The organism is Sphingomonas sp. URHD0057 (assembly GCF_000620665.1).
In the GTDB taxonomy this organism is placed as follows: domain Bacteria; phylum Pseudomonadota; class Alphaproteobacteria; order Sphingomonadales; family Sphingomonadaceae; genus Sphingomicrobium.
The window spans coordinates 153,852-179,670 of the sequence record NZ_KK211162.1; the positions used below are offsets into that span (position 1 = coordinate 153,852).

Annotated in this window: 28 protein-coding genes and 1 tRNA gene; 19 read left to right on the forward strand and 10 right to left on the reverse strand. The window is 65.9% G+C overall.

Annotated features, from left to right (window positions below; genetic code table 11):
- Positions 1 to 18: 18 nt before the first annotated feature.
- Positions 19 to 1,761 carry a monovalent cation:proton antiporter-2 (CPA2) family protein gene (locus tag N539_RS16385; RefSeq protein ID WP_051531848.1) on the forward strand — a complete coding sequence of 581 codons (1,743 nt, stop codon included), beginning with the start codon at positions 19 to 21 and terminating at the stop codon, positions 1,759 to 1,761.
- Here N539_RS16385 and N539_RS16390 read toward each other — a convergent pair.
- Positions 1,712 to 2,302 (reverse strand): shikimate kinase, encoded by a 591-nt coding sequence (locus N539_RS16390; RefSeq protein ID WP_051531696.1) that lies wholly within the window; start codon positions 2,300 to 2,302, stop codon positions 1,712 to 1,714. The genes N539_RS16385 and N539_RS16390 overlap by 50 nt on opposite strands.
- A 71-nt stretch (positions 2,303 to 2,373) precedes the next feature.
- On the opposite strand from N539_RS16390, the gene N539_RS18520 reads away from it, so the two are divergent.
- From N539_RS18520 to N539_RS0109400, 5 genes are all read left to right on the forward strand, one after another.
- Positions 2,374 to 2,520 carry a hypothetical protein gene (locus tag N539_RS18520; protein WP_156029860.1) on the forward strand — a complete coding sequence of 49 codons (147 nt, stop codon included), beginning with the start codon at positions 2,374 to 2,376 and terminating at the stop codon, positions 2,518 to 2,520.
- Positions 2,510 to 4,273 carry a hypothetical protein gene (locus N539_RS0109385; RefSeq protein ID WP_028970054.1) on the forward strand — a complete coding sequence of 588 codons (1,764 nt, stop codon included), beginning with the start codon at positions 2,510 to 2,512 and terminating at the stop codon, positions 4,271 to 4,273. The genes N539_RS18520 and N539_RS0109385 overlap by 11 nt, the downstream gene beginning before the upstream one ends.
- Before the next feature lie 38 nt (positions 4,274 to 4,311).
- On the forward strand, positions 4,312 to 5,154 hold the full coding sequence (locus tag N539_RS0109390) for a tyrosine-type recombinase/integrase (protein WP_051531849.1): 843 nt from the start codon (positions 4,312 to 4,314) through the stop codon (positions 5,152 to 5,154).
- A 36-nt stretch (positions 5,155 to 5,190) separates the two neighbouring features.
- On the forward strand, positions 5,191 to 6,135 hold the full coding sequence (locus tag N539_RS0109395; protein WP_028970056.1) for an acetyl-CoA carboxylase carboxyltransferase subunit alpha: 945 nt from the start codon (positions 5,191 to 5,193) through the stop codon (positions 6,133 to 6,135).
- A gap of 80 nt (positions 6,136 to 6,215) precedes the next feature.
- Positions 6,216 to 7,667 (forward strand): M48 family metalloprotease, encoded by a 1,452-nt coding sequence (locus N539_RS0109400; RefSeq protein WP_028970057.1) that lies wholly within the window; start codon positions 6,216 to 6,218, stop codon positions 7,665 to 7,667.
- Positions 7,668 to 7,677: 10 nt separating this feature from the next.
- On the opposite strand, the gene N539_RS18205 is transcribed toward N539_RS0109400, so the two are convergent.
- Positions 7,678 to 7,839, reverse strand: coding sequence for a Flp family type IVb pilin (locus N539_RS18205; RefSeq protein ID WP_081774301.1), 162 nt, complete (start codon positions 7,837 to 7,839; stop codon positions 7,678 to 7,680).
- A gap of 107 nt (positions 7,840 to 7,946) precedes the next feature.
- The gene (locus N539_RS16395; protein WP_443027624.1) at positions 7,947 to 8,765 is read right to left on the reverse strand and encodes a methyltransferase domain-containing protein; all 819 of its coding nucleotides are present in this window, start codon (positions 8,763 to 8,765) and stop codon (positions 7,947 to 7,949) included.
- Between N539_RS16395 and N539_RS0109415 the strand changes: the two genes are divergently transcribed.
- From N539_RS0109415 to folE, 8 genes are all read left to right on the forward strand, one after another.
- Complete coding sequence (locus N539_RS0109415) at positions 8,764 to 9,498, forward strand: ComF family protein (RefSeq protein ID WP_028970058.1); 735 nt, start codon at positions 8,764 to 8,766, stop codon at positions 9,496 to 9,498. The genes N539_RS16395 and N539_RS0109415 overlap by 2 nt on opposite strands.
- Positions 9,499 to 9,534: 36 nt before the next feature.
- Positions 9,535 to 9,792 carry a glutaredoxin 3 gene (gene grxC, locus N539_RS0109420; RefSeq protein ID WP_028970059.1) on the forward strand — a complete coding sequence of 86 codons (258 nt, stop codon included), beginning with the start codon at positions 9,535 to 9,537 and terminating at the stop codon, positions 9,790 to 9,792.
- 4 nt (positions 9,793 to 9,796) lie between these two features.
- On the forward strand, positions 9,797 to 10,624 hold the full coding sequence (locus N539_RS0109425; RefSeq protein ID WP_028970060.1) for a carbon-nitrogen hydrolase family protein: 828 nt from the start codon (positions 9,797 to 9,799) through the stop codon (positions 10,622 to 10,624).
- On the forward strand, positions 10,621 to 11,022 hold the full coding sequence (locus N539_RS0109430) for a DUF1178 family protein (RefSeq protein WP_028970061.1): 402 nt from the start codon (positions 10,621 to 10,623) through the stop codon (positions 11,020 to 11,022). Before N539_RS0109425 ends, N539_RS0109430 begins: the two co-directional genes overlap by 4 nt.
- 34 nt (positions 11,023 to 11,056) lie before the next feature.
- Positions 11,057 to 11,133, forward strand: a tRNA-Arg gene (locus tag N539_RS0109435).
- Between the two features lie 22 nt (positions 11,134 to 11,155).
- Complete coding sequence (locus tag N539_RS16400; RefSeq protein ID WP_037552723.1) at positions 11,156 to 11,434, forward strand: DUF6356 family protein; 279 nt, start codon at positions 11,156 to 11,158, stop codon at positions 11,432 to 11,434.
- Complete coding sequence (locus N539_RS0109445; protein WP_037552724.1) at positions 11,424 to 12,743, forward strand: FAD/NAD(P)-binding protein; 1,320 nt, start codon at positions 11,424 to 11,426, stop codon at positions 12,741 to 12,743. The genes N539_RS16400 and N539_RS0109445 overlap by 11 nt, the downstream gene beginning before the upstream one ends.
- Entirely contained in the window at positions 12,740 to 13,360 is a 621-nt protein-coding gene (gene folE / locus N539_RS0109450; RefSeq protein ID WP_028970063.1) for a GTP cyclohydrolase I FolE, read from the forward strand. The genes N539_RS0109445 and folE overlap by 4 nt, the downstream gene beginning before the upstream one ends.
- Positions 13,361 to 13,438: 78 nt before the next feature.
- Here the strand turns inward: folE and N539_RS0109455 are convergent, their stop codons facing one another.
- Positions 13,439 to 13,897 carry a ferritin-like domain-containing protein gene (locus N539_RS0109455; RefSeq protein WP_028970064.1) on the reverse strand — a complete coding sequence of 153 codons (459 nt, stop codon included), beginning with the start codon at positions 13,895 to 13,897 and terminating at the stop codon, positions 13,439 to 13,441.
- A 141-nt stretch (positions 13,898 to 14,038) separates the two neighbouring features.
- Between N539_RS0109455 and N539_RS19130 the strand changes: the two genes are divergently transcribed.
- Positions 14,039 to 15,601 (forward strand): flavin monoamine oxidase family protein, encoded by a 1,563-nt coding sequence (locus N539_RS19130; RefSeq protein WP_028970065.1) that lies wholly within the window; start codon positions 14,039 to 14,041, stop codon positions 15,599 to 15,601.
- On the opposite strand, the gene N539_RS16405 is transcribed toward N539_RS19130, so the two are convergent.
- Complete coding sequence (locus tag N539_RS16405) at positions 15,598 to 16,350, reverse strand: hypothetical protein (protein ID WP_051531699.1); 753 nt, start codon at positions 16,348 to 16,350, stop codon at positions 15,598 to 15,600. The two genes, N539_RS19130 and N539_RS16405, sit on opposite strands and share 4 nt — an antisense overlap.
- Positions 16,351 to 16,491: 141 nt before the next feature.
- Here N539_RS16405 and N539_RS0109470 point away from each other — a divergent pair, with 141 nt between their 5' ends.
- A complete protein-coding gene (locus N539_RS0109470) occupies positions 16,492 to 17,256 on the forward strand; it encodes a class I SAM-dependent methyltransferase (RefSeq protein WP_028970066.1) in 765 nt (254 codons plus the stop codon).
- On the forward strand, positions 17,253 to 18,530 hold the full coding sequence (locus N539_RS16410; protein WP_156029861.1) for a dicarboxylate/amino acid:cation symporter: 1,278 nt from the start codon (positions 17,253 to 17,255) through the stop codon (positions 18,528 to 18,530). Before N539_RS0109470 ends, N539_RS16410 begins: the two co-directional genes overlap by 4 nt.
- Positions 18,531 to 18,822: 292 nt before the next feature.
- On the opposite strand, the gene N539_RS0109485 is transcribed toward N539_RS16410, so the two are convergent.
- Positions 18,823 to 19,569 carry a LytR/AlgR family response regulator transcription factor gene (locus N539_RS0109485; RefSeq protein ID WP_028970067.1) on the reverse strand — a complete coding sequence of 249 codons (747 nt, stop codon included), beginning with the start codon at positions 19,567 to 19,569 and terminating at the stop codon, positions 18,823 to 18,825.
- Entirely contained in the window at positions 19,562 to 20,767 is a 1,206-nt protein-coding gene (locus tag N539_RS0109490) for a sensor histidine kinase (RefSeq protein ID WP_197018394.1), read from the reverse strand. Before N539_RS0109490 ends, N539_RS0109485 begins: the two co-directional genes overlap by 8 nt.
- 155 nt (positions 20,768 to 20,922) lie before the next feature.
- Here N539_RS0109490 and N539_RS16415 point away from each other — a divergent pair, with 155 nt between their 5' ends.
- Together N539_RS16415 and N539_RS0109500 are read left to right on the forward strand one after the other, a co-directional pair.
- Entirely contained in the window at positions 20,923 to 21,135 is a 213-nt protein-coding gene (locus tag N539_RS16415) for a hypothetical protein (protein ID WP_037552725.1), read from the forward strand.
- A gap of 194 nt (positions 21,136 to 21,329) precedes the next feature.
- Positions 21,330 to 21,881, forward strand: coding sequence for a hypothetical protein (locus N539_RS0109500; protein WP_051531700.1), 552 nt, complete (start codon positions 21,330 to 21,332; stop codon positions 21,879 to 21,881).
- A gap of 2 nt (positions 21,882 to 21,883) precedes the next feature.
- Here the strand turns inward: N539_RS0109500 and N539_RS0109505 are convergent, their stop codons facing one another.
- Genes N539_RS0109505 through N539_RS16420 form a run of 3 tightly spaced genes read right to left on the reverse strand, consistent with a single transcriptional unit; the run spans position 21,884 to position 25,539 of the window.
- A complete protein-coding gene (locus tag N539_RS0109505) occupies positions 21,884 to 22,384 on the reverse strand; it encodes a 5' nucleotidase, NT5C type (protein WP_028970070.1) in 501 nt (166 codons plus the stop codon).
- 15 nt (positions 22,385 to 22,399) lie between these two features.
- Positions 22,400 to 23,803, reverse strand: a complete 1,404-nt coding sequence (locus tag N539_RS0109510) for a UDP-N-acetylmuramate--L-alanine ligase (protein ID WP_028970071.1) — start codon at positions 23,801 to 23,803, stop codon at positions 22,400 to 22,402.
- A gap of 32 nt (positions 23,804 to 23,835) precedes the next feature.
- Entirely contained in the window at positions 23,836 to 25,539 is a 1,704-nt protein-coding gene (locus N539_RS16420; protein ID WP_037552726.1) for an N-acyl-D-amino-acid deacylase family protein, read from the reverse strand.
- Between the last annotated feature and the right edge of the window lie 280 nt (positions 25,540 to 25,819).

The window sequence follows — 25,819 nt, forward strand, 5'->3', positions numbered from 1 at the left end:
CTCGAAAGCGGCGCGATCATGCTCGGGGCCGCGCTGGTGTTCGTCACTTTGTTCCGGCGGCTTAAGCTCGGCGCAACCCTTGGTTACATTGTCGCCGGCGCCCTGATCGGGCCGCAGGTCCTCGGGCTCATCCATGATCCCGAGCAACTGACCAGCGTCACCGACATCGGCATCGCGCTGCTGCTGTTCATTGTCGGGCTCGAGCTCCAGCCGAGCCGGCTGTGGCGGCTGCGCAAGGACATCTTCGGAATGGGCCTGGCCCAGGTCGTGCTGTGCGGCGCGGCGCTCAGTTTGTTCATCTGGGTTGTGCTCGGCGTTTCTCCGGAGGCGGCGCTGGCGATCGGCCTGCCGCTGGCACTGTCGTCGACCGCGCAGGTGCTGCCGATGCTGCGCTCCGACAATGAGCTGAACACGCCGCAGGGCGAACGGGCCTTCTCGATCCTGCTGTTCCAGGACCTGTCGATCATCCCGCTGATCACGATCATTGCCGCCATGGCCCGGGTGCCCCCGGATCCCGGCGCGCCGAGCGGCGGATTGTTGGTGCTGTTCACGGTGCTGGCGGTGATCGGCCTGGTGCTGGTCGGTCGGCTGGTCATGAACCCGCTGTTCCGGCTGATCGGCCGGTTCGGCGAGCGGGAGTTGTTCGTCGTCGCGGGACTGTTCACCGTGGTTGGCGCAGCGGCGGTGATGCACACGCTTCATCTCTCGGTGGCGCTGGGCGCGTTCGTCGCCGGCGTGGTGCTCGCCGAATCGCCCTATCGGCATGAGCTGGAGACCGATGTCGAGCCGTTTCGCTCGATCCTGCTCGGTCTCTTTTTCCTGTCCGTCGGGATGCTGCTCAACCTTAGCGTAATTGCAGCCAACCCGCTCCGCGTTGTCGGCATCGCCGCCGGGCTTATCGTCATCAAGACGACGCTGATCACGCTGCTCACTCGCGTGTTCGGCTGCAACTGGGCCCTGAGCATTCGGCTCGGGCTGTTGCTCAGTCAGGCTGGCGAGTTCGGCTTTGTCCTGTTCGCCATGGCCGCGACGGCGTTGTTGATCACGCCCGAGGCCGCCTCCCTATTTGGGGCCGTGGTCACCCTGTCGATGGCGGCGACGCCGTTCCTGATGCGGTTCATCGATTTCCTGGAACGGCGCGAAGTCCGCCATCGCGACGATCTCGACGGCCCGGAAGAGTCGCCCGAGACCAGCGCGATCGTGGTCGGCTATGGCCGGTTCGGGCAGACCGTCGCGCAGATGCTGATGGCCAAGAGCATCGGCGTCACGCTGATCGACAAGAAGCCCAGCATGATCGAGACGGCCGAGGAATTCGGCACCAAGGTCTATTATGGCGACGGCCTGCGGCTCGACCTGCTGCGCGTTGCCGGAGCGGACACGGCGCGGGTGATCGCCTTCTGCAATGACAATGAAGGCGGCGAAATGTCGCGGAGCGCGCTCAAGGCGGTCCTCGAAGCCTTCCCTCAGGCGGCAATCATGGTGCGCGCCTTCGATCGGCGGCATTTGATCGAACTCGACGGGCTCGACCTTGCCTTTGCGCAGCGCGAACTGTTCGAGAGCGCGGTGGTCATGGGCCGCGCGGCGCTCAAGGCCAGCGGGATCGACCGCGGCGAAGTCGAGCGGGTGGAGCGCGAGTATCGCATGCGCGATTGCGACCGGCTCGAACGCCAGAGTTCGACCGGTGACCTTCACGCCGGCCAGGAAACGTCCTTTACCGAGGCTCCTCTGCCGGACGAGGCGGCGGTGGGGCCGGCAGGTTAGAATCGACGCGGGCGAGATGGTCTTCGATCGCCCGAACGATATCCTCGACGACTTCCCGGTGGGCGCCGTTGCCGCTCTTCACGTGGATGTGAGCTTCGGCATAAGCTTGCCGCTCGCTTTGGGCGAGCCGCTCGAGCGTGCCCTTGCGATCGCCATCCTTGAGCATGGGACGGGTGTCGCGACGGCCCGTCCGTTCGGCCAGGACGTCGACCGGCGCGTCTAGCCAGACCGTGATCGTCCGCTCGTTGAGCAGCGAGCGCGTCCTCGGGTCGACGAATACGCCGCCGCCCGTGGCGATCACGCGCACCTGGCCGTCGACGAGCCGCGCGACGAGGCGCCGCTCGCCGTCGCGATAATCTTCCTCGCCATAGCGCTCGAACAGCTCGCCCCAGGGAAGGCCGACGGTCTCCTCGATCTCCGAATCGCTGTCGATGAAGGGCAAGCCGAGCCGTTTGGCCAGCCGCCGGCCCACGGTCGACTTTCCGACACCCATCAGGCCGACAAGAACCACCGGCCGGTCGAGACGCTTCACCAAATCCATCGCTTAGGGGGCTATACAGCGGCTTCCGCGCTCGGCAAAAGCGCCCGCGATCCAGTCAGAAACGGAACATAATGTCGCGATTGGTTGTGCTGATTATTGTTGTCGTGCTGATCATCGGCGCCTTGGTCTTCCTGTCCACGCTTCCCAAGGAACGGCCGACCAAGACGATCGAGGTGTCGGTGCCGCAACCGGGTCCTGCAAGCGGCAATGCGCATTAAGCCAGTCCTGATCGCATCGACCGCGCTCGCGCTCGCGCTGCCGGCGCTTGCGCAACAGGCGGTCCAGCCCGCGACGCAAGCGCAACCGCAGCCGGCGACGCCGCCGCTGACGCAACCCTCGACCGGCACGCCGGCAACGAGCCAGCCGGGGGCAAGCGGCGCCGCTGACGAAGGCGCGATTCAGGAAATCACCAGCCAAAGCCAGGGGGAGCCGAAGCCCGCCGTCGAATATCCGGGCTGGGCGCGGCGCGATCCGTGGACGGTCGGGGCGCTCAACCCGACCGATGCCGGTCTCAACGACGCTCCGTGGGGCGCGGCTAGCGGTGCCTTCCTGTCAACGCTGCTTCGGCGCATGGACACGCCCATCGCCTCGCGTTGGGCGCACATCGCACTAAGGGACGGGCTTCTCGCCAAGACCCGCGCGCCCCAGAGGGTCAACCCGGTCGATTGGGTCGCCGAGCGCGCCTGGCTGCTGCTGCGCATGGGCGAAGCCGACGCCGCGCGGATGCTGGTTGCCGGCGTCGATGCCGATCGCTTCACCCCCAAGATGGTGCAGGTCGGGGTCCAGTCGGCGCTTGCCACGGCGGATCCGCCCGCCCTTTGCCCGCTCGAAGACGGCATCCGGAAGTACGAGCCAAGCGTCCGCGCGCTCGTTCAGGCGATGTGCTCGTCGCTGGCCGGAGAGCCGGAGACCGCCTCCGCAATGATCGATGACGCCCGGCGTCATGGCCGGATCGGCGGGATCGACCTGACGCTTGCCGAAAAGGTCGTCGGCGCCGGGACCGACACCGGCCGCGCGGTGACGATCGAGTGGGACCCGGTCGACCGGCTTACGGCGTGGCGCTTCGGGCTTGCCACGGCGACGGGGATCGCGGTGCCCGCCCGCCTTCTCCAGGGCGCGTCGCCCCAGCTTCGCGCATTCCAGGCGCGGGCACCGCTGCTGTCGCCGCAGCAGAGGCTGGATTCGGCGCTGATCGCCGGCGGGCTCGGGGTCTTCTCATCCCAGTCGCTGGTCGACCTTTATTCGGCGGTTTATGATTCGACCGATCCCGACGACTTGCCGGGTACCGATGCGTGGCAGCTGCGGCAGGCCTTCGCCGGGAAGGACCAGGCCGCCCGCGTGGCGGCGATCAAGCGCCTTCTCGGGACGGGCAAGGATCCGCTCCAGAAGGAAGCGATGCGAGCGGTCGTGGCGCGCGCCGCATCCCTGATCGCGCCGAGCAAGGACCTCCAGGACGATGCGCCGGAATTGATCTCGGCGATGCTTGCCGCGGGCTACGATCGAGCGGCCGCGCGGTGGGTCCCCGTCGTACGCAGCATGAACGACGCGAATGCCGACCGTTGCTGGGCGATGCTGGCGCTCGCAGCCACCGATGTGAGCCGGGCCGAAATCAGCTCGGGCCGAATCACCAGCTTCATCGGCCGCGACCAAAGCAAGGATAAAGTACGCAGCGCGCTGCTCGTCGCCGGGCTCGCCGGCCTCAATCGGATCAGCACCGATACCGCCAATTCGCTCAATCGCCGCTATGGCCTGGGCCTCGGACGAGTTACCAGCTGGACACGGATCATCGATGCCGCCGCGGGCCGGGGCCAGGCCGGAACAGTCCTCATCCTGATGGGCACGGGTTTCCAGACGGCCAGCTTCGATCGCCTGCCGCCGGCGCATTTGTATCATGCTATCGCCGGGCTCGAGCGGACCAGTCAGGATTTCAGCGCGCGGATGATCGCGGCCGAGGCCCTGTCACGGACGTGACCACGGATAACCGAGCGCTGGTCGATCGGTTCCTCGACATGATGGCGGCCGAAGCGGGCGCATCGCGACATACGCTGGCAGCATACCAAAACGATCTCGAGCGCACCGCCGAGGCATTGCAGGTTCCATTCTCCATTGCATCGACCGATGATTTGGCGCGGCTGGGGTCGCGGTGGGCGGAGCTTTCTCCGGCAACCGTCGCGCGCCGCGCTGCCGCCTTGCGGCGCTTCTTCGGCTTCCTCGTCGATGACGGACTGCGTGGCGATGATCCGTCCGCGGCACTTCCGCGCCCCCGGCTCGAACGGCCGCTGCCGCGAATCCTCGACGAAGGCGAGATCGCGCGAATGTTCGAGGCCGCCGAAGACCGGGCTGCGAGCGGCGACGGGTTGGCGCTCAGGAACCTCGCGCTGCTCGAACTCCTCTATGGCTCCGGGTTGAGGGCGAGCGAGTTGGTCGGCCTGCCGCGGGGTGCCATTCGTCAGGGTCAACCGTTCCTCATGGTCCGCGGCAAGGGCGAGAAGGAGCGCCTCGTGCCGATCTCCTCGCGCGCCGAAATGGCGGTCAAGGCATGGCTCGAGCTGGTCCCGGATGGGCCATGGCTCTTCCCCAGCGGCAAGAAGCATCTCAGCCGGGTTCGACTATTCCAGATCGTTCGCCAGATGGCGGCCGACGCCGGGATCGCGCCGGACCGGGTCAGCCCGCACGTTCTCCGCCATGCCTTTGCAACCCATCTTTTGTCAGGCGGCGCCGACCTCAGGGTTCTCCAGTCGCTGCTTGGGCATGCTGATATCGCGACCACCCAAATCTACACCCACGTCGACAGCGCGCGGCTGGTTGAGCTGGTCAACGCCCGCCATCCGCTCACCGACCGTACTCGTTGACGGCCTGGGCAGCTTCGTCCTACCCGCCCGCTCGACATGCTGACCTATCTCGATTTCGAGAAGCCAATCGCCGAGCTCGAAGCGCGCGTCGCCGAGCTGCGCGAGACCGCGAACCGCTCGGACGATATCGACATCGAAGCCGAGGTTGGACGGCTGGAAGCCAAGTCGTCCAAGCTTCTGCGCGATACCTATGCCAAGCTGACGCCGTGGCAGAAGGCCCAGGTCGCAAGGCATCCCGAGCGGCCGCATTTCAAGGACTATCTCGCCGGCATCGTCGACGACTTCGTTCCGCTCGCCGGCGATCGCTCGTTCGCCGACGACCCGGCGATCATCGGTGGCCTGGCGCGGATCGATGGCCGGGGGGTGATGCTGATCGGCCATGAAAAGGGCGACGACACAGCGACCCGCCTCAAGCACAATTTCGGCATGGCCAAGCCCGAGGGGTACCGCAAGGCGATCCGCCTGATGCGGCTGGCCGACCGGTTCGGGCTGCCGGTGGTGACCTTGGTCGATACCCCGGGGGCGTTTCCGGGCGTGGAAGCCGAAGAGCGCGGCCAAGCCGAGGCGATCGCGCGCGCGACCGAGGAATGCCTGGCGCTCAAGGTCCCGCTGATCGCGGTGATTGTCGGGGAGGGCGGGTCGGGCGGAGCGATCGCAATCGCCGCCGCCAACCGCGTGATGATGTTCGAGCATGCTGTCTATTCGGTGATTTCCCCGGAAGGGTGCGCGTCGATTTTGTGGCGGACGGCCGACAAGGCGTCCGAGGCCGCCGAAGCAATGAAGATCACCGCCGCCGACCTGCACGGGCTCGGTGTCGTCGACCGCATTGTCGATGAGCCGCTTGGCGGCGCTCACCGCGACCCCGAAGCGGCGATCGGGGCCTTGAAGGGCGCGATCCTCGAGGAGCTCGATGGCTGCGCGGCTTTGGGTCCGGACGAGCTGCGCAAGCAGCGCCGAGCGAAGTTCCTTGCCATCGGCTGACGGCCCCGGAACTCGGCCAGTCATTTTCCGTTCAAAATCGTCGCGCTTAGGTCCATCCGCCAAAACGGGAGATGTAATCCATGCGTAAAGGCGTCCTGTTGGTTGCGGCGGCAGCGCTCGCCGTCACGCCCGCGCTCGCCCAGCGCGCGGAGCGCTATCTCAATCCGCAGGACGTCGCCGAAGCGCAGCGGACGCACGCCGTGATGGTGCAGGAACTGGGCGGCGCCGAGACCGGGCCGCGCGCCGCTTACGTCGAATCCGTCGGACGCCGGGTCGGGCGCGTTTCCGGTGTCGCCAATCCCGGCCAGGCGCTCCACTTCACCTTGCTCAATTCGCCGGTCGAGAATGCCTTCTCGGTCCCGGGCGGCTACGTCTATGTCACCCGCCAGCTGATGACGTTGATGGACGATGAGTCCCAGCTCGCTTTCGCGCTGGGGCACGAGGTCGGGCACGTGGCCGCCAATCATGCCCACATTCGCGAAGCTTATGCGCGGCGCAATCCGTTGGGCGTGTTCGGTCAGATTTTTGGCAGGATCCTTGGTCCGGGATTAAGCAACGTACTCTCTTCGCGCTCCAGACTGGATGCGTTGAGCTTCTCGCGCGACCAGGAATATCAGGCCGACACGCTCGGCCTGCGCTATCTGATCGCCTCCGGCTACGATCCCGCGGGGGCCGCGCGATTGCTTTCCGCGCTCAGTCTCGAGACCGCGCTCGAAGCGCGGCTTCAGGGCAAGACCAATCGCCAAACTCCCGAATGGGCGCGGACCCACCCGCTAAGCGAAAACCGCATGCAGCGCGCGCTCGCCGAAGCGCGGGCAACGGGCAAGCTCGGCACCGGCATCCGCAATCGCGAGACATTCCTCAACGAGATCGAGGGATTGTTCGTGGACGACGATCCCGCGCAAGGCGTGATCGACGGTCCGACCTTCACCCACCCCGATCTGCGCATCCAGTTCAGCGTCCCGCCGGGCTATCTCATGTCCAACGGCGCGACGGCGGTCACCATTTCGGGTTCGGCGGGCAAGGCGCAGTTCAGCGGCGGCCGCTTCTCCGGCACGCTTGAAAATTACATTCTTCGTGTGTTCCAGTCTTTGATGGGCGGGCAGAACCAGGTTCCGATCCCGCCGCCGCAGCGCGTGACGATCAACGGCATGTCGGCCGCGCTGACTTCGGCACGCGTCAACGCCGGTTCGGGCCCGATCGACGTCAGCGTCGTCGCCTATCAGTGGGATGCGCAGCGCATCTACCATTTCGTAATGCTGACTCCGGGAGGGTCAGGCGTCGGGCCGTTTGCGCAGATGATCAACTCGTTGCGGAAGGTGACTCCGGAGGAAGCCGCCGCGATTCGCCCTCGGGTGATCCATGTCGTGACCGTGGGACCCGGAGACACGGTCCAGTCGCTCGCGAGCCGAATGGCGTACCGCGACTACAAGCTCGATCGTTTTCTTGTGCTCAACGGATTGGGCCCGAACGCCACGGTGGCGCCGGGACAAAAGGTGAAGCTCGTCGTGTACGGCCCTCGGCGCGGCTAGGCGCCGCAGCTCACATATAAGCGTTCATGGTCGCCAGAAGCTGGCCCCATTTGCCGCCGACGCCGCCGCCCAGCGCTTGCATAGCGCCGAGGCAGGCGACCGAAATGAGTGCCGCTAGCAAGCCGTATTCAATCGCCGTCGCCCCGCGCTGGTCTGCGCGAAGCATGCGCATAAATCCTCGGATAGCGTCCACGCCACCCTCCTCTGGTCCACGTCCACACGGCGGTTGTAAGTCGGGTTCGGTTAACAACTCTTCCAGCGGATAGAGTTAACGGCGCTTCACCCTTCGCTGCCTTTCCAAGCAACGAAATGAAGGATTTCGAAGACTTCCGTGGTGCGTCCATCCGTGGCCTTCTCGACGAAGGCCTGGCAAGCGGCGCGATAGGCCGAGCCCGACAGGAAGCGCCGGGAACGTTCGGTGAGGACGTTGGTTGCCCCCATGGCGCGGAGGTCGTTCACTAGGCGCCCAAGGTCCGGGTAGCGGACTTCGACGCGATCGACGTCCACGACAGGCATGACGAAGCCCGCGCGCGAGAGCAGCGGCGCCAAGGCTGATGCTTCGATGCGCGGGTGGACATGGGGCAGGGCCGGACCGGCGGCCGCGTCTGCCGCGCGCATGGCGCCACGCAATCGCGGAAGCGTATCGCCGCCGGACACCGCGCCAATCAACAGAGCGTCGTTGGTCATCGACTCGAAGAGTAGGCGTAGGGCTCGAGGCAAGTCGTTGACGGTGTCGAGCGTCCCGATCGACACGACCAGGTCATAGGTGCTGCCGTTGGGACTCCAGTCGTCTTCGGTGATCAGCTCGCCACCGGCACGCTCCGCGAACAGCGGGCCGGGATCGCGGATATCAACCCGATCCGCGGGCAAGCGGGCCGGCCAACCTTGGTCCGGACAGCCGATCAGCAAGGCATTGCCGAAGCGGCGCGGAACCAGAGTCAGCCGGTCCAGGCAGTCGGCGAACACATGCTCGGCGAGAAACAGCTCGGGACCGATCCGCGACGCACGGTCCCGGCGTTGCGCGCGGAGGTCGATGTCGAACAGGGCCGTCACGCACCCGCTTGTGCGTTGGGCGATGCCGGGCGACAAGGGTGACATGATCGCCGTCGCGGTTGGCACGTCAATGCGCTGGGCGCTGGATTTCGCGCTTCCGCCCCGCTGCGCGGGGTGCGGCGCGATCGTCGCCGAAACCCACAGCTTCTGCCCGGAATGCTGGCGGCAGGTCGACTTTCTTGGCGAGGCCGGATGCGAAAGCTGCGGGACACCGCTTCAGGCGACGGACATCCGGACGTGCGCAGCCTGTCTCGCGAAACCACCTCGCATCGCCCGCACGCGCGCCGCTGTCGCTTATGGAGAGCTAGCGCGAAGCCTGGCGATCCGCCTCAAATATGGGCGCAAGGTGGCGATCGCGCGGACCATGGCCCGCTATATGGCGCCCTTGGTAGCACCGTCGGAGAATGCGCTGCTGGTGCCGGTGCCGCTGCATCGAACGCGGCTGTGGGGTCGCGGTTTCAACCAATCGGCGCTGGTTGCCCGCGAACTCTCCCGCCGCCTGGCGATCGCGACGGATCCGTTCGTGCTTAGGAGGATCAGGCGCACCCCGCCGCTCAAAGGAATGAGCCCGCTGCAGCGGCGCAAGACGGTTGCCGGCGCGTTCGCGGTTCGGGACAAGGCCACAGTCGCCGGCAAGACCGTGATCCTCGTGGACGATGTGCTAACCACCGGCAGCACCGCGGAGGCCTGCGCCCGGACCCTGCGGCGCGCGGGCGCGGCCCGCGTCGAATTGATCAGCTGGGCGCGGGTGGTGCGCCCGACGCAGTTGATACGTTGATGTGCATGCCTAAGTTGATCGGCGAGAGGAGTGATCGTGCCGGCTGTCGAAATCTATACCAAGACCACCTGCCCTTATTGCTGGCGCGCCAAGCACCTGCTCAAGGTCAAAGGTGTCGCATACAAAGAGATCGTGGTCGATTTCGGCGGACCGGAAAAGCAGGTCATGATCCAGCGTGCCAATGGACAGATGACCGTCCCGCAAATCTTCATCGGCGAGCGTCACGTCGGCGGTTGCGACGACCTTCTGGCGCTCGACCGGGCCGGCAAGCTCGACGCATTGATCGCGGCCTGAAGCGATGACCAGGATCGCTCTTTTCCAGTCGCGGACAGGGATCATTCCGCAAGCCAATGTCCGGGCGCTGGTCGCCGCGATCGGCCAGGCGGCGGACGGTGGCGCCGAAATACTGTTCACGCCGGAAATGTCCGGGCTGCTCGATCGTGACACCCAACGCGCACGCCTGAACCTTCGGAGCGAGGACGAGGATGCCGTTCTCGCGGCCTCGCGCGAGGCCGCGAAAGGACATGGCATCTGGGTTTATCTTGGCTCCCTTGCGGTGCTGCTTGACGATGGAAAGGTCGCCAACCGCGCCTTCCTCATCGATCGCGAAGGCAAGATCCGGGCTCGCTACGACAAGATCCATCTGTTCGACGTGGACCTGCCGACGGGCGAGAGCTGGCGCGAATCGTCGACTTATTCGGCGGGCCGGGATGTCGCCGTCGTTAATGGCACGCCGGTTGGCAAGCTCGGGCTGACGATCTGCTACGACCTGCGGTTCCCGACGTTGTTCGCGCGGCTCGCCGAAGCCGGCGCGGACGTGATCGCCGTGCCGGCCGCCTTCACCGTTCCCACCGGACGCGCGCATTGGCACGTCCTGCTCCGCGCCCGCGCCATCGAAGCGGGCCTGTTCGTCGTCGCCGCGGCGCAGGTCGGGCGTCACGAAGACGGCCGCCAGACGTTCGGTCATTCGCTGGTGGTCGATCCGTGGGGCGAGGTGCTGCTCGACATGGGCGATGAGGAAGGTGTCGGGTTCGCGGACATAGACTTGGCGCGGATCTCCGATGTGCGTTCGCGGATACCGGCGCTCAACCACCGACGGCCGATACCCGAAGCCGTGACGGTATGATCGTCTTCGACCTCCAGTGCAGTGACGGCGGCGAGACATTCGAGGTGTGGTTCCGCTCGAGCTCCGACTTTGACGAGCAGAGTGCAGGTGGCCTGATCGAATGCCCCTTCTGCGGCTCGATCAAAGTGGCCAAGGCGCCGATGGCCCCCCGCCTTCCGCGCAAGGGAGCGAGCGACCCGCTCGCCAGACTGGCCGCTGCCCAGGCGGAGTTGCTCAAGAATTCGCGCTGGGTCGGCGATCAGTTCGTGAACACCGCGCGGGCGATCCATGCCGGGGAAGCCGAGCCCGAGCAGGTTCACGGCAATGCGACGATTGCTCAGGCAAAGTCGCTCGCGGAAGACGGCGTGCCGGTCGCGCCGCTGCCGCTCCCGGTGGTTCCGCCCAGCCAAGTCAATTGATCGGGCGCGCGCGAACCCTTATTCGACGGCGCGGGACCCCGTAGCTCAGCAGGATAGAGCATCAGATTCCTAATCTGAGGGCCACAGGTTCGAATCCTGTCGGGGTCACCAGGGGTTTTTAGAGGGCAACCGGATGGCGACCAACCAAATCGAACCCAAGAAAGGCGTCGTTGACCGCCTCTTCCTCGAGCATCCACGCTCGCTGGGGATCAGCTGGGCGAAGCACGGCGGGGGCGCAGTGAGGATCGGCTTCCAGCTGATCGGCGCCGGGTTGGCGGCCTTGGTCCACGCCGTGATTCCAGGTTGGTGCACCGATACCGCGGGTCGCAGGGTGACTGAGACCTACCATTACATCCAGAAGATAAGGGCTGGGTCGTCTAGGCCGGAGAATTGGTCCGATTATGACATCTGACCGGGCGCCGGTCGCGATCATCGGTGGCGGTTTTTCCGGAACGATCGTCGCGGCGCAGCTGGCCCGGCGGGGGATCGCTTCGGCGCTGATCGACGGCAGTGGCCGCGCCGGCAAGGGCGTTGCCTATTCGACCACCGAGCCCGCACATTTGCTCAATGTCCGCGCCGAGGGGATGAGCGCCTGGGCGGGGGAGCCCGACCATTTCACACGGCGTTTCGAGGCTGAGGGAGGCGATCCTCGCGGCTTCGCGCAGCGGCGCCTCTTCGCGCGCTATCTCGGCGAAATCCTTGGAGAGGCAGTCGCCGGCGGTGTCGAGGTGATTGACGGCACCGCGTCCAAGGCGGCGCGGTCCGACGGCGGCTGGCGGATTGCCTTCGACGATGGGCAAATGCTTGACGCCGATGCGGTCGTGCTGGCGACCGGCAATCAGGAGCCGGGATCGCTGGCGGCGTTCGCCGGCACGGGCGAGCGCTATCTCCGCAACCCATGGGGCGCCGAAGCGCGCGCCGCCGTCGAGGACCTGGCCGCAACGAACCAGTCTGCGCTGCTGGTTGGGACCGGACTGACCATGGTCGACCTGGTGCTTTCGCTGGATGCCTCAGGGCATCGCGGCAGGATCGTCGCGTTGTCGCGGCGCGGTCTGATCCCGCGCGGGCATGCCGATTTCGAGCCGGCCCCGGTGGCGGAAGAGGATGTACCGGGCGGCAACCTCCGGATGCTGTCGCGCTGGCTCCGCAGGCGCTCTGGGCAGGTCGGCTGGCGCGCCGCGGTCGACAGCCTCAGGCCCTACAGCCATCCGCTGTGGCAAGGCCTCGACGCCGACGAGCAACATCGCTTCCTGCGCCATGTGCGGCCGTGGTGGGACGTGCACCGCCACCGCATCGCGCCGAACGTTGCTCAAACGGTGGCGAGCATGGTCGCCGATGGGCGGCTCGAGATTGTGGCCGGGCGCATCGTTTCCGCCAGCGACACGAACGAGGCGCTCGAAGTCTCCTATCGGCGCCGCGGCGCGGCCTCGATCCAGTCGGAGCGCTTCGCCTACGCATTCAACTGCACCGGCCCGCTTCATTCGATCGCGCGGACCAAGGATTCGCTGCTCCGCAGCTTGCTCGATGCCGGCCAGGTTCGTCCCGACCACCTGGGTATCGGCCTCGAGGTCGACCAGCATTCGCGGCCCATCGGCAGTGAACGACTGTGGGCGCTCGGGCCTCTCACCAAGGGCCGCTACTGGGAGATCATCGCCGTGCCTGATATTCGCGAGCAGGCGGCGGACGTGGCCGCGGATATTGCGCAGGAGCTTGGGCGATGACCCCGGAACATGGCGATCCAGAGGATGGCGACCTGGTCGAAGCCGCGCCGGAGTGCGAAATCCCGGCGGAGGTCGGCGAAGCCGTCCGTACCCTCATCCGCTGGGCCGGGGACGACCCCGACCGCGAAGGCCTGTTGGATACGCCGCGCCGCGTGGCGAAGGCCTGGCGCGAATATGCGCGGGGCTATGCCGAGGACCCTTCGGCCCACCTCACCCGCACGTTTGACGAAGTCGGCGGCTACGACGAGATCGTCCTGCTCAAGGACATTCCGTTCCAGTCGCATTGCGAACATCACATGGCGCCGATTATCGGCAAGGCGTCGATTGCCTATCTGCCGCGCGATCGGGTGGTCGGGATCAGCAAGCTCGCGCGCGTGCTTCATGGCTTTGCGCGGCGGCTGCAGGTGCAGGAACGGCTGACCGCGCAGGTCGCCGACACGATCTGGGAGCACCTTCAACCCAAGGGCGTGGCGGTGATCATCGAAGCCACCCACGCCTGCATGACTGCGCGCGGGGTCAATACGCCGGGCGTGATGATGACGACGAGCCGGATGATGGGAACTTTCCGCGAGGACGAGCGCAGCCGGCGCGAGGTGCTCGCGCTCATGGGTTACTGAATCGGCAGGCGGGGCGGCTCCGCTGGCCGGAGAGCCGCCCCGCGCCCCACCCCCAATGGGGGAGGGCGGATGTTTGTCCTAGGACGAAGCTTCCATGCCGTGCTTCAAATGGCTCATCTGGTCGTGGCCCTCGCGCACCGACTGGTAGCAGCGCTCGACCGCCGCGCGCGTCTCGCCGCTTAGATTGTCCTCGTTCAGCGCGGCCTCGAACTTCGCTTTCAGATAATCCTCGCCGCGCTCGACCTCGTTGATGATCGCTTTTTCATCGCGGCCGGTGATTGCCGCCTTGAGGTCCTCGAAGCGCTGATGGGCCTTGCCGAGGAACGACCCCGAATCGTCGGGCTCGCCGCCGAGCCGGCGGACCTGGGCCCGAAGGTCTTCGACGATCTGCTGGCGTTCATTGGCGCGCTGGCGGAAGGTTTCGCGGAAACGCTCATTGTCGATGTTGGCCGCGGAATCCTCATAGCCGGTGATGCTGTCGATGGTCGTCGCGATCAGGGTGTTGAGGGTTGCGATTTCGTCTTTGTGCTCGGTCATGCCCGTACTCCTTGAATTAGGGGAAAGCGTAGAAGCAAACGCGCGAAGCGCGCTGGCGATGCGGCCGCTTTTCTTTTTGCGGGCGCAGGCCCCGAATTTTTGTCAGTCTGCCGCTGAAACGAGCGACGAGGGGTGAGTCGCATGGCACTGACGAGACGCGCGCTTCTCGAGCAGGTCGGGGCAGTGGGCGGCGGGGCGGCCGTCTATCTCGCGATGGAGGCGCTCGGCCTCGCCATTCCGACGGCGGCCGGAGCGGAGAAGTTCGAGCTGCCGCGCGCGAGCGGCGCGGGAAGGTCGGTGGTCGTCCTGGGCGCCGGAATCGCCGGCCTGGTATCAGCGTATGAGCTGCAGCGCGCGGGCTACAGGGTCACGGTCCTCGAAGCTCGCGATCGGATCGGCGGGCGGGCGTGGACCATCCGCGGCGGCGGCCGCATCGCTCAGAACGGCCGCGAGGATCAGCGCCCGGCCTTTTCGCCCGGCCTCTATTTCAACGCCGGTGCGGCCCGCATCCCGTCCACGCATCGGGTAATCCTCGGCTACGCGCGGAAGCTCGGCGTGACGATGGAGCCCTTCATCAACGTCAATCGCAACGCCGGATGGGACTTCGGCGGCAAGGTCCAGCCCGAGCGGCGCATGATCAACGATATGCGCGGTCACCTCGCCGAGCTCTTGGCCAAGGCGATCGACCGCAAAGCCCTCGACGGCATCATCTCGGCCGATGAGTTGACGACCGTTCGGCAATTTCTTGCGCCGTACGCCGGCGTCGGAGCCAACGCGGTGTACGCCCCGGGAGGGTCATCGGGCTTTGCGGTCGAGCCGGGCGGATACGATCAAGCCCCGCGGGTCCCGCCGCCGCTTGGCTTTGGGGAACTCTATCCTTCGGGCGCGGTCACATTGCCATACCTGTTCGAGCATATCTGGGACATGCAATCGACGATGCTTCAACCGGTTGGCGGCATGGATCGCATCGCCGAAGCAATCTACGCGCGGGTGAAGCCGTCGGTGCGGCTCGGGACCCCGGTCAGGGCGATCCGGCGGGTCGGCAACCGCGTTCGTGTCGAGCATGGGCCGAGGCAGTTGATGACCGAAGCGGACCATTGCGTTTGCACGCTTCCTGCCCACCTGCTCGAACGTATCCCCAGCGACTTCTCGCCAGCCAAGAAGGCCGCGCTGAAGAATATCCGTTACCTCGCGAGCGTGAAGGCCGCGTTCGAGAGTCCGCGCTTCTGGGAGGATGAGGGCATTTACGGGGGATTGGCGTGGACCGACCGCGCCAACGAGAATCTGATCTATCCGCCGCACGATTTCGGGGCACCCAAGGGGGTGTTGGTTGCCGCCTATGTCTCGGGCTGGACGAACCAGGACAATCCCCAAAAGTTCGCGGCTTTCAGCGATGCGGAACGCCTGCGAGTTTGCCGTGAGTCGGTTGAAGCGCTTCATCCGGGCCGATCGAAACTGCTCGAGAACGGCGTCAGCGTCGGCTGGGGCTTGGTCCCTTACTCCGAGGGCGCCGGCGCCCAATGGGGCGGGGGCCCCGGCGACATTGCACCGCGCGGCGCGCAATACGCCGAACTTTTGAAGCCCGAGGGTCCGATCGTCTTCGCCGGCGAGCATTTAAGCTACCAGGGTCTGTGGCAGGAAGGCGCGGCCCTCTCTGCCCACGCGGCGCTCAAGCTTGTGGGGACGATGGCGAAGGCCGCTTAGCTGGTTATTCCTGGCAGGTGCTGCGCAATGCCGGCCCAGCTGTTGGTGTAGATCAACGTCAACGGCACGATCGCGGCGGTAAGCGCCACCGCGAAACCGGTCCAGGTTGCCGGATGCACCTTGCCCTGCGTGCGGCGGTCCCACACGAACAGTGGTGCGAACAGGATCAGAATTCCCACCAGCAGCTGGATCGTGAAGCCCCAAAAAAACGGGGGGGACAGCGGGATTCGGCCGAACGCCGGCCCCGCGACGAACAGGATGGTGGCGCTGAGCATCAGCCTTTTGTGCCACTGCGCCTCCCGCCGGCGCCGCCACGCCTCGTAGATCAAAAATGCGAAGGCCGGGATCACGGCGAGCGGGATCGCGGTCCAGTTGAGCCCATCGGTGAATGGCGGATGGCTTTCCCGTGCAACGCCCCAAACGGCGGTCAAATACATGACCGGGATCAGCGCGATCGCGAGCAGCATCGCCGCCTTGCCGAGCTTCATGTGGGTTTCCACGCGGCACGTCGAAATGAGCTGGGTCTGGATGACCAGCAGCGCCATCCACAGCGTGAACATGAGGCCGTGGAAGATGACCGCCGGCGGTAGCGTCGGGTTGGGCCGCGGGTAAGCGGGCACGACGTTGTGCAGGTAGAAGCTCGGCGCGAAGCCGATGAACACCAGAGCGACCATGAAGATCGCCATGCGCGAGTAAAATTTCCGCTCGGATGCTTTGCGGTCGACAGGTGACGCGACAATCGTGGCCATTTGAACCCCCGAAATGGCTAGAGACTCGAAAAGCCTAGCGCGAAAGCGCCGGTCGCGCCATGCTGGCGGTTGGTCGAAGACGGCTTGCCTGCCGCTTCGGTCGAAGCCCAGCGGGCGGTTCGTTCAAAGGGGGAGTTTGTCATGAAAAAGTCGGCGTATCTCGCGGTCGTGCTCGCATTGACCGCAGCTTCGGTCCCAGCCCTCGCGGCGAAGCCCGCCGATGGAATCACCGCCGCGCTGGCTTCGCCGGATCGCGGCGCGGACAACGTCAAGCTCGATGAATCCCGCAAGCCCGCGGAGCTGCTCAAGTTCCTCGGGTTGCGGCCAGGGATGCGCGTCGCCGACCCGTTCGGCGGAAATTTCTACTGGGCGGAAATCACCGGCCGCGCCGTGGGCCCGACTGGGCACGTGACGGTCTGGGAGCCTCAGCAGTTCTACAGTCAGAAGATGTATGATGCCTATCAAGCCGTGCAGGCGAAGCAGCCCAACGTGTGGATGCGGGTGAGCCCATTTGAGGCTCCTGACATTCCGGCGGGCAAATATGACTTCATGCTGATCAACCTCGATTATCACGACGTCTATTGGCAGAACGACAAGTACAAGATCGTCCGGATGGACCCGGCCGAGTGGTTGAAGACGATCAATGCCGCGATGAAGCCCGGGGCGATCGTCGGAGTCGTCGATCACGTCGCGAACGCCAGCGACGACACGCGAGCGACGGTCGACAAGCTGCACCGGATCGACCCAGAAGTGGTGAAGCACGATTTCGAGCAGGCGGGTTTCAAGCTGGTCGGGACCAGCAGCATGCTGCGCAATCCGAATGACGACCACAGCCTGCTGGTGTTCGACCCCCAGATCCGCGGCAAGACCGACCGTTTCATCTACAAGTTCAAGAAGGTGCGGTGACGACCGGCGACGCCGGCAGCGCGCCGGCGAAAAGCGCAAGCGGCTTCGCGGCCTACGGCGCGCTGCTGGCGCTGCTCGTTGGCCTCAGCCTCGGCGCTCTGGTCGGAAGCAGGTCGGCGGGCGCTCTCGGCGTCGCCTCGTTTGTCGGCACGCTGTGGCTGAATGCGCTCAAGATGACGGTCATTCCGCTGGTCGTCGCCTTGCTCGTCGTCGGGATTGCCAAAAGCCAGGAGGCGGCCGCGGCAGGACGGATCGCCAGCCGGTCGGTGCTGTGGATTGTCATTATCTGCACGCTCTCGGCGGCGTTCGGCGCGGCGGCCATCCTGCTTCTCACCAGCCTCTTCCCGCTGTCCCGCGGCACGGCGGCGGGGCTGCAGTCGGCGCTTGCCGGCGTGGAGCAGAAATCGTCCGCGCCGCTGCCCGGAATCGCGGAATTCTTCAAAGGCGTGATCCCCGACAACGTGTTTGCGGCGGCGACCAACGGGGACATCCTGCCGCTCGTCGTGTTCGCGGTGCTGTTCGCGCTGGCCCTGGCCAACATCTCATCGACGGGGCGCGCTGCAGTCGTCACCCTGTTCGAAGCGATCGCCGACGCGCTGCTGGTGATCATTGGCTGGGTGCTGGCGATTGCGGCGCTCGGCGTGCTTGCACTGGCGTACACCGTCGGGGCGGCCGCCGGAGGCGCGGCATTTGCCGGCCTCGGCCATTATGTGGTCCTCATTTCGCTCATCGGCATCGTGGTCACGCTTGCGGCTTATCCGTTGGCGGCGATTGCCGGCGGCTGTGGGATGATACGCTTCTCACGAGCGTTGATCGCCCCGCAAACCGTTGCCATTTCTACTCGCTCGTCGATTGCATCGCTGCCGGCGATGCTGACCGCAACGCGCGTTCTCGGCATTCGCGAGCAAGTCGCGGACGTCACTCTGCCAATCGCCGTGGCGCTGTTCCGCGCAACCGGTCCGGCAATGAACACCGCGGTAGCTTTCTATGTCGCCCACTGGCTTGGGCTCCATCCGAGCCTGGCGCAGATGATTGCCGCGACGGCGGTCGGTGCGTTGATGAGCTACGGGGCGGTCAGCCTGCCGGGCGAGGTCAGTTTCATCAGCTCGATCGCGCCGATCGCGCTTGCGCTTGGCGTGCCGATCGCGCCGCTGGGCTTGCTCGTCGCGGTGGAGATGATCCCCGATATCTTCCGCACCGTAGGCAATGTGACTCACGACGTCATGCTCGCCGTCATCGTCGACAAGCGCTCGGGTTCCGGCCCGGAATCCTGAACCGCCGCTGACCATTGTTCGCCGGTTTGCCGAATTCGTGCGTGCGTCTGTCCGCGTGCCGACAAATGGTGCGGAGCCGTCGAGCAGTGGGCGACAAGGCCGCGCCGTCTAGCCAAACGGGCGGCGCGACGCGGGGCATTCCCCTCTGAACCCCAGTTGCTCCGCGTCGCAACAGGAGATGTCACATGCTCAGGACGCTTACAGTCGTCGCGGCGCTGCTCGTCACTTCGATCCTGGTCATCCCGACGGCGAGCCTCGCCAAGGCCTCGGATGTGGAGACGGCGGCGACCGCCTAGCGTCCGGCGATGGCGCGGACCCGATCCGAATACAGGCGGCCGACCGGCTGCTCCGTGGCGTCGGCCAGGCGCGCGATCCAGCGGCCCGACGGGTTGCGGGTAAAGCCCGTGATGAAATCCTTCCGGACGATCGCGGAGCGATGGAGTCGCACGAACAGCTCGGGGTCGAGCCCTTCCTCGAGCGCGGCCATCGAATGGTGGATCAGCCAGCTGCGCCGCCCGACATGCAGCCGCATGTAATCGCGCTCGGCCGACACCCGGTCCACGTCCTTGGCGGCGATGCGCACCAGCCCTGACAGATCGGATGCCCAGAACTCCTCGAGCCACTGCGATCCCTTCCCCGCGCGGGGGCGGTCGGCGCGATGCTCGAGGTAGGAACGGGTCCGGTCCAGCGCACGCTGCAGCCGGAACGGTTCGACCGGCTTCATCAGATAATCGACGGCCTCGACCTCGAAGGCGGCGACGGCGAACTGATCGAAGGCGGTCACGAATACGACGGCGGGCGAGGGATGTTGCGCGGCGAGCGCGCGGGCCACGCCGATCCCATCGAGCCCGGGCATGGCGATGTCGAGGAGGAGGAGGTCGGGGTGCAGCGCCTCGGTCAGGTTGATCGCCGAATCGCCATCGCTGGCGGTGCCCACCAGTTGCGCGCCATCGGCCCGGGCCAGCAGAAGCTGCAGCCGCTCCGCCGCGAGCGGCTCGTCATCGGCAATGAGGACGCGGAGAGAGTGGGCCTCAGCCATTCTTTTCCACTGGCATGGTGAGCGCGACCTTGAAGCCGCCGCCGGTCATCGGGCCGAAGCGGCAGCTGGCGCGCCCGCCGAAACGCGCCTCCAGTCTTTGGCAGACGTTCGACAGGCCAAGGCCGGTGCCCTCGTGCGTCGCCGCCGGCAGATCGTCCTTGCCGCCATGCTTCAGGCGGTTGCTGATCTCGAGGACCATCCGGTGATTGTCCAGGTGACGTGCTTCGATCCGGATCAGCACCGCTTTGCGGCTCTTCGATACGCCATACTTGATCGCATTCTCGACGATCGGCTGAAGGATCAATGCGGGCAGCCGGGCCGGCTCGAGTTCCTGCGGGACATCGATCTCGACGTGCAGCCGGTCCGGGAAGCGCGCCTTTTCGATATCGAGGTAGAGCCGTTGCAGGTCGATCTCTTCGGCCAGGCTGACGTCGGCGCTCGGGTCGAGCGAAAGGCTCGAACGGAAGAAGGTCGAAAGCGCGAGAAGCATCGCTTCCGCGCGGTCGGCGCGGCCGGTCATCATCAGCGACGATAGCGAATTGAGCGTGTTGAACAGGAAGTGCGGATTGACCTGATAGCGCAGCGCCCGGACCTGCGCGGCCTGGGCGGCGCTTTCGGCATCGGCCAGCCGGCGCTGGGCACCCAGAGCCTGCGCCTGCGCCTGCGTCGCGATGTAGAACGCGCTCCAGGCGAGGAAGAAGAACAGCCACATGACCGCCGTGTCGGCGGCGTAACGGAGCTGCTTGTTGGGATCGAGCTCATGGATCTTGGGGAAGGTCAGCACCAGTGGCTCGGCGGCGCTGCGCTCGATGCGGATTTGCTGGCCCTGCTCGACGATGGTGAAGCCCTCGCGTGCCTGGAACCGGAATTGCTCGCGGCTCTCGCGGAACAGGTCCTCCATGGACATCAGCACGATCGCCATGACGATCGACGCAATGATCGAACCGACGATCGCAACCACGGTTTTCCGGCCGACCGGCGCTTGCTGAGCGAATGTCGCGATGCCGAGGTAGATGAGCGAGGTGAGCGCCACGCCCATGCCGATGACCACCAGCTTGTTCGACACCATCGTCCACGGGTCGGTACCGAGAAAGGCGCGGGCGACGACGGTTACGGCATAGAAGCACCAAAAGCCGAGGATCGACTTGAGCGCGAGCGGCCAATCGCTGAGCCGGCTGCGGACGGGCTTTTGGCGCATCATCAACATGAGGCCCTCATGTCCCAAAAACGACCGCGCGGAAACCGCCCCCTGCCCGTTGGCAGAAGCGCTGCCCCTGCCGGTCGAAACCGGCAATCGCCGGAACGCCGGCCAGTCACGCTCGTTTCTGTCGCAACCATAGCGGAGAGGCAGTCATGAATCACCGGAAAGATGACAAGCCGCCGCCGCCGGTGCTCCCCGATGAGCCGGATGCGGAACTGGAGAAGAAGCTCAAGCTCAATCCTGATGACCAGGACGCTAAGGTCGACGTCGGCAGCGATGAATCGATGGATGCGTCCGATCCTCCCGCGGCCGCTCAGCCGGGCCAAAACGATGATCCCGTCCCATCGTCCGGATTCCCCGACTAATTACGCAACCGTCACAAAAGCGCTTCACCGTTGCAATAATTCAACAATCCACAGTTTTAGGTCGTCTCGTCAATTTCTTACCTAGACGCGGTGACTCCCCTCTGATTCAATCTGAACGGGGGGTGGGACTGTGGTTAAGTTTCTTGAAACCAATACCGCCGCATGATCCCGCCTAGGCAAAAGGAGTCGGGTTCATGATTACGCGGACCAGCCAGCCGGCAAGCGGCGCGATGCTGATCTCGGAGATGAAGGAGTTTGCGAGCTTCTCGAAGGCTACGCAGCGCTACATCCGCCGGTCGCTCGACGTTGCCTACGGCCGCCGCGACCCGATTGAATGCTGGGCCCGCGACGAAGGCGAAGCCGCGTCGATCCGCGCCCAGGCCCGGCTCTACAAGCAGCTCGATCACCTGCGCCTGCAGGTTCCGGACGACAGCGGGCTCGACATGATCGAGCCGTTCATCGGCATGCTGATCACCTTGTCGGCCTTCGACCTCGGTCAGGACCGGCTGCCCAATTTCGCCGCTTATCGCTTTCTCTATGAGCGGCTCATCGGCGCTTCGTCGCGGCCGTGGCTGCCCGCGGCATTCTGCGCCGCGGCCGCGCTGCCGCACCTTCACCCCGAACGCCGCCGTGTCCTGCTGCAGTCGATCAGCGAGAGCGCGGCGACCGCGCCCGGCTGGTCGAGCCGCGAACCGGTATTCTGGCCGGAGTGGGTCGAGAAGGTCGAGCAGCAAGCCGCCGCTTGAGCTCACGCGCTCTCGGGCGCCTTCACCGACGGAAAGATCTTCGCCAGCTGCCTGAGGCTGTCCTCGGCATTCCTGTGATGGATGAAAACGACACCCGCGGCTTCGTAGGCGGCGCGGTGCTTTTCTCGGTCATCGACCAGCACGTCGCCGGGATGCATGTGCAGATGCTTGTCGCGGGCCATGCAGGTGATGATGGCGACGCCCGGAAAATGCTCTGCGGCCCACTCCACTTTTTGAGGCGCGGCCCATCGCCCCTCCGGCAGGCCGGTGAGGATCGTCGGCTTCAAGTGCCTGACCGCGTCGAACAACAACCGCGCGTCCGGCATCTCCTCGAGCGAACCGTAGAAATTCGGCGCCTTGGCAAGATGTTTCCAGAACGAGCCGCGGCCGTGCTTCGCGATATACTCCTTGGCGCTCATCCCGAGCATCCGGCGAACGCTCAGGTCGAAGTCCGCTAGAACGCCGTCGGCGTCGAGAAACAGACGAGGCGCGGTCTTGGTCATGCCGGATAAGCGCTTTCAGGCCGAATGGGTTTCGGCCATTCGCGCGATCAGCTCCCTTGCGAAATCGATCAGCGTGTCGTCGCGGGCGCCCATGATGACAATGCGGTCGCCCGGCCTCGCTTCCGCAACGAGCGCGTCGGCGATCGCCGCGCGGTCCGGGATGTGTTCGGCCTGCCGTTCGGCGCCATTGACCTGCTCGGCCAGCCAGTCGGAACCGCGCGTCCGCTCGACCGTGCCGCCGTGGTAGACGGGGTCGGGCAGGTACAACCGATCGTCCGGCGCCATTCCTGTCGCGAAGCTTCGGGCGAGCTCGTCGCCCATCTTGGCCAGCGGGCCATAGCCATGCGGCTGGAACATGATGAGGAGACGGCCCGGCTGCGCGCGCAGGGTTGAGAGCGTCGCGTCGATCTTGTCGGGATTGTGCGCGAAATCGTCGATCACGGTGACGTCGCCCGCTTCGCCGACCGTCTCCAGCCGCCGGCGAAGGCCTTCGAAGCGTCCCAGTGCCGCGACCGCATCCTCGATGCGGACGCCGAGCACGCCCGCCGCGGCGATGGCCGCGAGGGCGTTGGATGCGTTGTGGCGGCCAGGCATCGCGAGCCGGACGTCGTACCGTTCGCCCTCCGCCTCGAGCGCAAAGGTTGCGCCGCCGGCTTCGAGCTGGAGGTCCTTGCCCATGAAATCCGCGCCGGGGCTGTCGAAGCCATAGCTGAGCCGGTGATCCGCCGGAACCACGTCGGCCATCGCCCGGGTTTCGGGATCGTCGAGGTTCACCACCGCTTTGCGGGCTCGCAGCAGAAAGGCGGCGAACAGGCTGCGCAACTCGGCCATTTCCTTGTGATCGAGGCTGATGTTGGTGAGCACCGCGACCTCGGGTTTGTAGAGCGTTATCGAACCGTCGCTCTCGTCGACCTCGCTGACGAACAGCTCGGGATCGCCGACCAGCGCGCTGGCGAATGGCGCGGACGGCGTCACGAAATTCTTCATCACCGCGCCGTTCATGACCGTCGGCTGGCGGTGGCAGGCATGGAGGATCCAGCCGATCATCCCGGTGACCGTCGACTTGCCGCTGGTCCCGCCGACCGCGACACTGCGCTGGGCGGAGTTGAGCAACCTCGCGAGGAACTCCGGGCGGGCGAGGTGGCTAAGGCCGAGCTCTTTGGCGCGAACGACGTCCGGCACGGTGGGCTCGACCGCGGCCGAGGTGACCAGGGTCATTCCCTCCTGCAGACCCGACCCGTCCTGGGGGAACAGCTGAATGCCGAGCGAGCGCAGATAGTCGAACTTTTCGGGCGTGCGCCCGGCGTCGAGCGAGCGGTCGGAGCCCGATACCTTGGCCCCGCCGGCGCGGACGATGGACGCGAGCGGAAGCATCCCGCTGCCGCCGATGCCGCTGAAGAAAACCGGAGAATCGATCATCGGAGCCGCCTATTGGGCGGGCGCTCAAATGGCTAGTGGCAAGCGCCGCCGCCGGGCCAGCCCGCCCAGCCGGGACCGCGCACGACGCGACCCGGCTTGGCGCCAGTGTGCTTGCCGTCGCGAAGCACTTGCACGCCGTTGATGAAGACGTCGTCGATGCCGGTCGCCAGCTGCTTCGGTCTCTCGAACGTCGCGTGGTCCTGGACCGTCGCGGGATCGAATATGACGACGTCTCCATAATAGCCGGCCTTGAGTGAACCGCGCTGCTTGATGCCGAGGTTGATGGCGGGGAGCGAGCTGAGCCGGCGGATCGCGTCGGGCAGTTGCGCGGCGTGATCCTTGCGGACATATTCGGCGAGCACGCGGACGAAATTGCCGTAGGCGCGGGGATGGCTGCTGGCCTTCAGGAACACGCCCTCGGGCGCTTCCGAGGCCTCGTCGGAGCCGAAGCTCATCCACGGCAATCCGACCTCGCGCTTGATATTGTCCTCGCTCATCAGGAAATAGACCGCGCCGACACGGCTGCCGTCCTCGATCACCAGGTCCATCGCCGTCTCTTCCGGGCTCTTGCCGCGCATTTTCGCGACTTCGGCGAGGGTCTTGCCGGTGAGCGGCTTGAGCTTGGGGTTCTTGAACGCGATCAAAAGCACGCGGTCGGGGCTGCCGGCGAGCAGCAACAGATTCTCCCAGTCGTTCGTGGGCGTGCGCATTTCCTTGATCAGGCGCGCGCGGACCGCGCGGTCTTTCAGGCGTTTGGTCCACTCCTCGAGACCGCCGGATTGCACCCATGTCGGCATCGCGGCGTCGAGCCCGGTCGCGCCCGCCGGATAGGTGTACATGTCCGCGGTGATCCGGTGGCCTTTGGCGCGCGCGGCTTCGACGGCGTTGATGGCGTCATCGAGCTTCCCCCAATTGGGCCGGCCGGCCTGCTTGAAATGGTAGATTTCCGCGGGCGCGCGCGATTTCGCGCTGATCTCGATCAGCTCGTCGATCGCCTCGATCAGCTTGTTCCCTTCGGAGCGCATGTGGCTGATGTACATGCCGCCGCATTTCGCGGCCTCGGTCGTGATGGCGACCAGCTCCGGCGTCTCCGCATACGTCGCCGGCGCGTAGATCAGTGATGAGCCGACGCCCATCGCGCCTTCCTTCATCGCCTGGCGGACGAGCGCGCGCATGCGGTTGAGCTGGGCCGGCGTCGGGTCGACGTCCTTCTCGCCGAGCTCGTGCACGCGCACCGTGGTCGCCCCGACGAACGAGGCCACGTTGGGCGTAATGCCCTTGCGCTGCAGATATTCGAGATATTGACCGAGGGTCGTCCAGCGGATCGGATATTTGATGTCGCCTTGCCGCTTCACCCCCAGCTGCTTCATCCTCGGGTTTAGGGGCCCCATCGAATCGCCTTCGCCCATGACTTCGAGGGTGACGCCCTGGCGCGTGTCGCTCATGCCCCGGCCGTCGGCGATGAGGCTCTCGGTCGCCCAGCTCAGCATGTTGATGAAGCCCGGCGAGACCGCCTTGCCCCTCGCGTCCACGACGCGCGCCGCGCGGCCGGGGGCATGCGGGCCGACGTAGGCGATCCTGTCGCCCCTGAGTGCGACATCGCCGAGGTAAGGCGCCCCGCCCGAGCCGTCGTAGATCGTCCCGCCGCGGATCAGCACGCTGTAGCGCACCGGCGGCGCGGCCGAGGTTGCGAATAAAGCGGCAATAGCAACTGCGAACGCGGTCGGTTTCTTCATCGGTTGCCCCTCCACAAGCACCGCGAAGGTGCCCGATCCGGGACCAAGGCGCCAGAGCCAACCCGCAACTTCGTCACTCATGAAATCCTACGAAGTTGACACTATCAGCGCGCGCCATCTGCAACCCCGAAACGCAGCAAACGCAGCGATCCCACGCGTGCGATGGCCGCCGGGATGCCCGCTCCCCGCTTCGCGATCATGCCGAGCCTTGCTCACCGAGCAGCGTATGATTCAGAGCCGCGCCTGTAGGACAGCATTTTTTGCGAGAACATTGCCCACT